The sequence below is a fragment of the Ideonella sp. FW305-24 genome (assembly GCF_058788035.1).
In genome coordinates, this window is sequence record NZ_JBYTAI010000032.1 from 1 (window position 1) to 5,071 (window position 5,071).

The window sequence follows — 5,071 nt, forward strand, 5'->3', positions numbered from 1 at the left end:
GTGATGAACTGGGACGCCGAGAACCGCCTCACCTCCGTCACCGGCCCCACCAGCCAGAGCTACGAATACGACGGCAATGGCCGCCGGGCGCTGGTGCACAACGCAGACGGCAGCAGCCTGGTGCAGGTCTACAGCAGCAAGGGCCTGCTGCTGTTCGGCCAGAAGCTCAACGCCAGCGGCGCCGTCACCCAGAACACCAAGACCTTCTTCCTCGACGGCAAACCCATCGTCGAGATCAACGGCAGCACGGCCAGCTACCTGCACACTGACGCACTGGGCAGCCCGGTGCTGCGCACCAACAGCAGCCGCGCCGGCACCGCAGACACCGCCTACGACCCCTGGGGCGACACCTGGACCGGCAACGACCCCAGCACCTTCGGCTACACCGGCCACGTCAACGACAAGGCCACGGGCTTGGTGCAGATGCAGCAGCGGTATTACGATCCGCTGATCGACAGATTCCTGTCAACGGATCCGGAGCCGGTCAACCCAAACAATGGCTCGAATTTCAATCGGTATTGGTATGCGAATAACAATCCGTATCGGTATACGGATCCGGATGGAAGAGCCTCATGCAGCACTGACGGCAATGGCTGTGTTCACTATGGCACGCCCCAGTCTAATTCGGGTACTCCAGGGCACGATACAGCTAGTCAGAAAATGGGAGAGACAGCCTCCAACTTGGGTGCGAAGGAGGTTCATTACAATCGGGCCTTGTCTGCAGTTACTGGGAACCCCAGCGCTGGCGGGCTAAGGCCCGACGTCTCCGCGGTCTGGAAGGACAACACCGTTAGTACGGTTGAGGTTGTGTCAAATTCTCAAACGGTTGCATCTCAAGAATTAAAAGGTCAAACTATGCAAACGCAACTGGGGCAGATTGGCCGAGCAGGGAGTGCAAATACTGTAACTGTTGGCCAAGCCTTATCTGGGGCTACTGTGAGGGCGACGGGTGCGATGAGCGTATTGGGCGCATTGGTCAGGGCGGCTGATATAGGTAAGATCGAGCAGCAGCAGGGAGGGAATGTGCCTTTCACTACAGGGTTGGGTTACTTGGCCGGGCAGGTGACTCGTGAGCAAGTGGTAAATTCGATTCGAGGGGAAGCATTTTGAGTATTCTGGAATTGTTTTCCGATAAGCAGCTAATGGAATGCCTCGCTTCCGAGGGCGGAACAGAAAACGAAATGGGAGGCTTGCTTATCAAGGGAAGAAATCTCGCCTTGCATGGCGGCTCATTGGATCAAGGAATGCTTGAGGCAATAGGGCATCTTCTTGAAGAGGGGCCTCCCAAGATCCTGGAGATGACTGCACTGGTGCTTGGCGGCTTGGCCGAGCGGTATGCGCAGGCCAGGAATGTTGTCTATGAACTTGCACGCTCAAGTCATGTTCAGGGACGTTTGGGAGCGATCTTATCCTTGCCGCCAGCAGCTGAAATAGCGTGGATAGATAGTGTTATATCTGTGCTTCTGATGGATAAGGCAAAAAAGATTCGAGAAATGGCAGTAGATTGGATATCTCGAAACCAAAAAGTAGAATTTCTGCCATTGCTAAAGACTGCCCTTGAAAAGGAGAAAAATGAGCCATTGAAGGCCTTCATGGAGCGGGAGATAGGTCTTCTCCAATTCGGATACGTTGTGGATAGAAAAGGCCAGTCGGTATATTTGACGCTGCTGACAAGCGAAGGAAGTAGGGTTGGGCGACCCATTAGTTATCCTGAAGCTCACTCGTTAAGTGACAAGGAGGTTTTTGATCGCTTCGGTCAACTGCAATGAGCATGTTGAAACTTGCAGATGCAAGGTCGTTCATTAGCCGCCGCTGTCAATCGGCATAAGCAGATCTCCAGTGCGCGAGGGTCGAGTCTCCCATTTTCCCCTTCGAGAGTCGGGCACTGACCTGCTCGAAGAAAACTACTTCGACGCGCTGTGGCGCCCGGTCATCTCCCACCGCAAGGACACCAGTTCCGGCAAGGAACGCTTCGTCGTCAAGTCCTATGACGTGGACGGCCACACGCTGTTCGAGTCGTACCCGCTGGACACCTTGACCAGCTACAGCGGCGAGTTCACCGGCACCAACACCTTGCGCGACGCACTCGGCCGGCCGTATCAAATCCAGCAGTCCAGCGAACTGGGCACGCTGACCACTTCGATGGCTTACCTGACCGGGTTCCAGACCAAGACCACCAACGCGCGCGGCAAGGCCACCACCGTCTCGTACCAGGCCTTCGACGAGCCCAGCGACGGCGCGCCGGTGAAGATCGCCGCACCGATCGCCACCACCGTCATCGACCGCAACGTCTTTGGCGAAACCAAGGCCATCACGCGCTCGGGTGCCCTCAACGGCGCCACCATCTCGGCCACGCGCAGCTACGTCTACGATGGCTACCACCGCCTGTGCAAGCGCATCGACCCCGAGAGTGGCGCCACCGTGATGGGCTACGACGCGGCCGGCAATGTCGGCTGGCAGGCCGAAGGACTGGCGCTGCCGGACACGGCGGCCTGCAACCAGGGCTCCGTCGGCGCAACGGCCAAGGCCAACTTCGGCTACGACGCCCGCAACCGCCTGCTCACCACGTCCTACGGCGACGGCACGACCCTGGGCACCACCCGCACGCTGACCGGCGACGGCCTGCCTGCCACCGTGGCCAAGGGCAACACCAGCTGGACCTACAGCTACAACAACCGCAGGCTGCTCACCGACGAAGTGCTCGCCTTCAGCGGAGGCAGCAGCTACCCCGTCAAGCACGAGTACAACGCCAACGGCGATGAAAACTTCCTGACCTACCCGGACGGCGCCCGGCCCGCGCAAAGTCCCAATGCATTCGGCGAACAAGGCTCGGCCGGAGGCCACGCCACCGCCGTCACCCGCTATGCCAACGGCGCACTGGCCGGCTACACCTTCGGCAACGGCATCGTGCGCCAGATCGGCCTGAACGGCCGCTACCTGCCCAGCAGCATCACCGACACCAACCCTGGCGCGGGCACCGTCTACCAGGTTGGCCTCACCTACGACGCCAACGCCAATGTCGCCACGCTGAACGACTACCTGGCCACGACCGACACCACCGCAGGCTCGCACACCCGCACGATGGGCTATGACGACCTGGACCGCCTGAAGACCGCCAGTTCACCCAACGAATGGGGAGACGCCGTCTATTGGTATGACCCGCTGGACAACCTGCGCACCCGAGACCGCACAGGGCAGCAAGTCTGGACAGGCTACGGCAGCGACAACCGCATCAACGGCTTCACCGTCAACGGCGTGGGCCACACCCTCACACAGGACGCCAAGGGCAACATCACCCAGCGCGGCAACCTGGTGATGAACTGGGACGCCGAGAACCGCCTCACCTCCGTCACCGGCCCCACCAGCCAGAGCTACGAATACGACGGCAATGGCCGCCGGGCGCTGGTGCACAACGCAGACGGCAGCAGCCTGGTGCAGGTCTACAGCAGCAAGGGCCTGCTGCTGTTCGGCCAGAAGCTCAACGCCGGCGGCGCCGTCACCCAGAACACCAAGACCTTCTTCCTCGACGGCAAACCCATCGTCGAGATCAACGGCAGCACGGCCAGCTACCTGCACACCGACGCACTGGGCAGCCCGGTGCTGCGCACCAACAGCAGCCGCGCCGGCACCGCAGACACCGCCTACGACCCCTGGGGCGACACCTGGACCGGCAACGAGCCCAGCACCTTCGGCTACACCGGCCACGTCAACGACACGGCCACCGGGCTGGTGCAGATGCAGCAGCGGTATTACGATCCGCTGATCGACAGATTCCTGTCAACGGATCCGGAGCCGGTCAACTCAAACAACGGCTCGAACTTCAATCGGTATTGGTATGCCAATAACAATCCGTACAGGTATACGGACCCGGATGGGCGTAGTGCCTTGGGGGATGTCGGTGAACTCCTGGGCAAGATCGGAGGGCGGGTAGTAGGCGCTAGCGCCGGGGAAGTGGCGTTCCCAGCTGGGGGCGGTATACCCGGCGGGCTAATTGGTGGCCAATTGGGAGGAATGGCCGGCCGAGGTGTGGGAGAAGCGCTCAATAATCTGGTGAAGGCTGAAGGGGGCGGTTCTCCACAGCAGGGTACCAGCGGAGAGTCGGGTGGTGTAAAAGAAGGAGCGTTACCAAAGCCACCATCCGGTCCGGGGAGCGCTCCAAAAGAAGAACGTGATCCGAAGAGATTCTTCTCTCCATCAGAGCGGGCGGCAAAACGAGCCGAACAAGGTGACAAATGCGGCAACGGATGCGGAACAAAGATTGATGAATCAAACTCGGATGGTCACCACATAGATCGTCATGCGGACGGCGGAAAGACGGTGCCTGAAAACCATTCGGAAGTATGCAAAGATTGCCACAAAGATCTTCACACCAAGGAGTAATTCATGAGTGAGTCGGTGCCTGTTTTGAAGGATGAGGAAAATCAAAAACCAATTCCATCTTTATGGAGAAGTACTCTTTCTGATGTCGCAAAGGCGTTTATGGAGGGCGACTTTGTTTTGGGGCGAGGCGTGGCCGGTGTTCGACCGGTTTCTTTAGATACGGCGACAAGAATTGAACGGAATATAAAAGGCTATGGCGCGCGACTAATTGAACTACCAGAAGATACTTGGGAGACTTCGGCATGCCAATGGATGCTGAGCTACTGGGATGTCTTGGTTGATCTTTTTACAGCTGAAGAAGGTGCCAGCGACCTAGCCTTAGCTGTGCGTGTCTATGAAGAAGATGGAAATTATGCCTTTGAGATTAAATCTGTATATGTGCCTTGATGAAGCAGAATTCCGAGTCCAGGTCTTGGCGCGCCATGGGAACTTGTGAATCCTCGGGTCACCTGCCTCCGTCAATAGGGACGAGCCGATTTCTGCGGCCGTCCCCGAATTTTTCCAAAGCCTGCATTCCCGGCCCTTGAGGTCACTGCACACTTGGTTCTCGAAGATTGGTTGTGTCGCTGCGCACCAGTCACCCATCAGGATCAAGGCTTAGTTGCTTTGCGGCGCCCGCCCTACGGCTTGGCCGCAGGAACCTGGAAGCAAACGCTGACGACGGGCAACCTGCTCGAAGAAAACTACTTCG

At 58.5% G+C, this 5,071-nt stretch carries 4 protein-coding genes; all 4 read left to right on the top strand.

Annotated elements, in window-relative coordinates; translation table 11 throughout:
* On the top strand, nucleotides 1-1,110 hold a 1,110-nt coding region (locus tag AC3WR5_RS33255), incomplete at its 5' end, for an RHS repeat-associated core domain-containing protein (RefSeq protein ID WP_492490072.1).
* Nucleotides 1,107-1,769 (top strand): hypothetical protein, encoded by a 663-nt coding sequence (locus AC3WR5_RS33260; RefSeq protein WP_492490073.1) that lies wholly within the window; start codon nucleotides 1,107-1,109, stop codon nucleotides 1,767-1,769. The genes AC3WR5_RS33255 and AC3WR5_RS33260, both read left to right, overlap by 4 nt.
* 70 nt (nucleotides 1,770-1,839) lie before the next feature.
* The gene (locus AC3WR5_RS33265) at nucleotides 1,840-4,380 is read left to right on the top strand and encodes an RHS repeat-associated core domain-containing protein (protein WP_492490074.1); all 2,541 of its coding nucleotides are present in this window, start codon (nucleotides 1,840-1,842) and stop codon (nucleotides 4,378-4,380) included.
* Between the two features lie 3 nt (nucleotides 4,381-4,383).
* Nucleotides 4,384-4,767, top strand: a complete 384-nt coding sequence (locus AC3WR5_RS33270; RefSeq protein WP_492490075.1) for a DUF7668 domain-containing protein — start codon at nucleotides 4,384-4,386, stop codon at nucleotides 4,765-4,767.
* The last annotated feature ends 304 nt before the right edge of the window (nucleotides 4,768-5,071 follow it).